Genomic DNA, 587 nt, shown 5'->3' with positions numbered 1-587 from the left:
CATGATTTCGCCTTTGCCGCTATCGAAGCCAGACTTAATGCCCATGAAGGCAACAATAGCAATCGCTACCGGAATGACGTATTTAACGAGGTTGTACCATAAACCAAATAGTGGGAATGATACTTCGCCATCATTCGTGATTTCTTTTTCAAGCTCTGCACGATTTAAGCGCCAGCCAGCAAAGATACATACCAACATACCCCCAACCGCTAGGAAGATTTTGTCTGTCAGTAGGTCGAAGATATCGAATGCGCCAGTACCAAATAGCGTTGGTCCCATACCGCCTAGCGAAAGCGATGCAAAGACACAAAGTGATGCCATCACGACACTTGCTGAAACTACTGCGTTAGAACGTTTCATGCCTTTCTCATCGATAAGGTAAGAAACCACTACTTCTAACAATGAAACCGAAGAGGTAAGCGCCGCTACCGTTAATCCGATGAAGAACAGAAGCGCAAGTAGCAAACCAATCACACCGCCCATTTCCGCGAACAATTGAGGAACAACGACGAACACCAGACCTGGGCCGGCTGCTGGCTCCATGCCAAAAGCAAACATTGCAGGGAACATCGCGACACCAGCAAGGA

The 587-nt window shown here is 47.5% G+C and carries 1 pseudogene; it reads right to left on the bottom strand.

Annotation, left to right across the window (positions count from 1 at the left end):
* Positions 1-587 (bottom strand): annotated as a pseudogene (locus R7Q48_RS29265) (sodium-dependent transporter); the annotation flags it as partial.

This window comes from Vibrio sp. 378, assembly GCF_033339435.1.
Note: the sequence above shows the minus strand (reverse complement) of the source record. Positions and strands in the feature narration are given on the sequence as shown.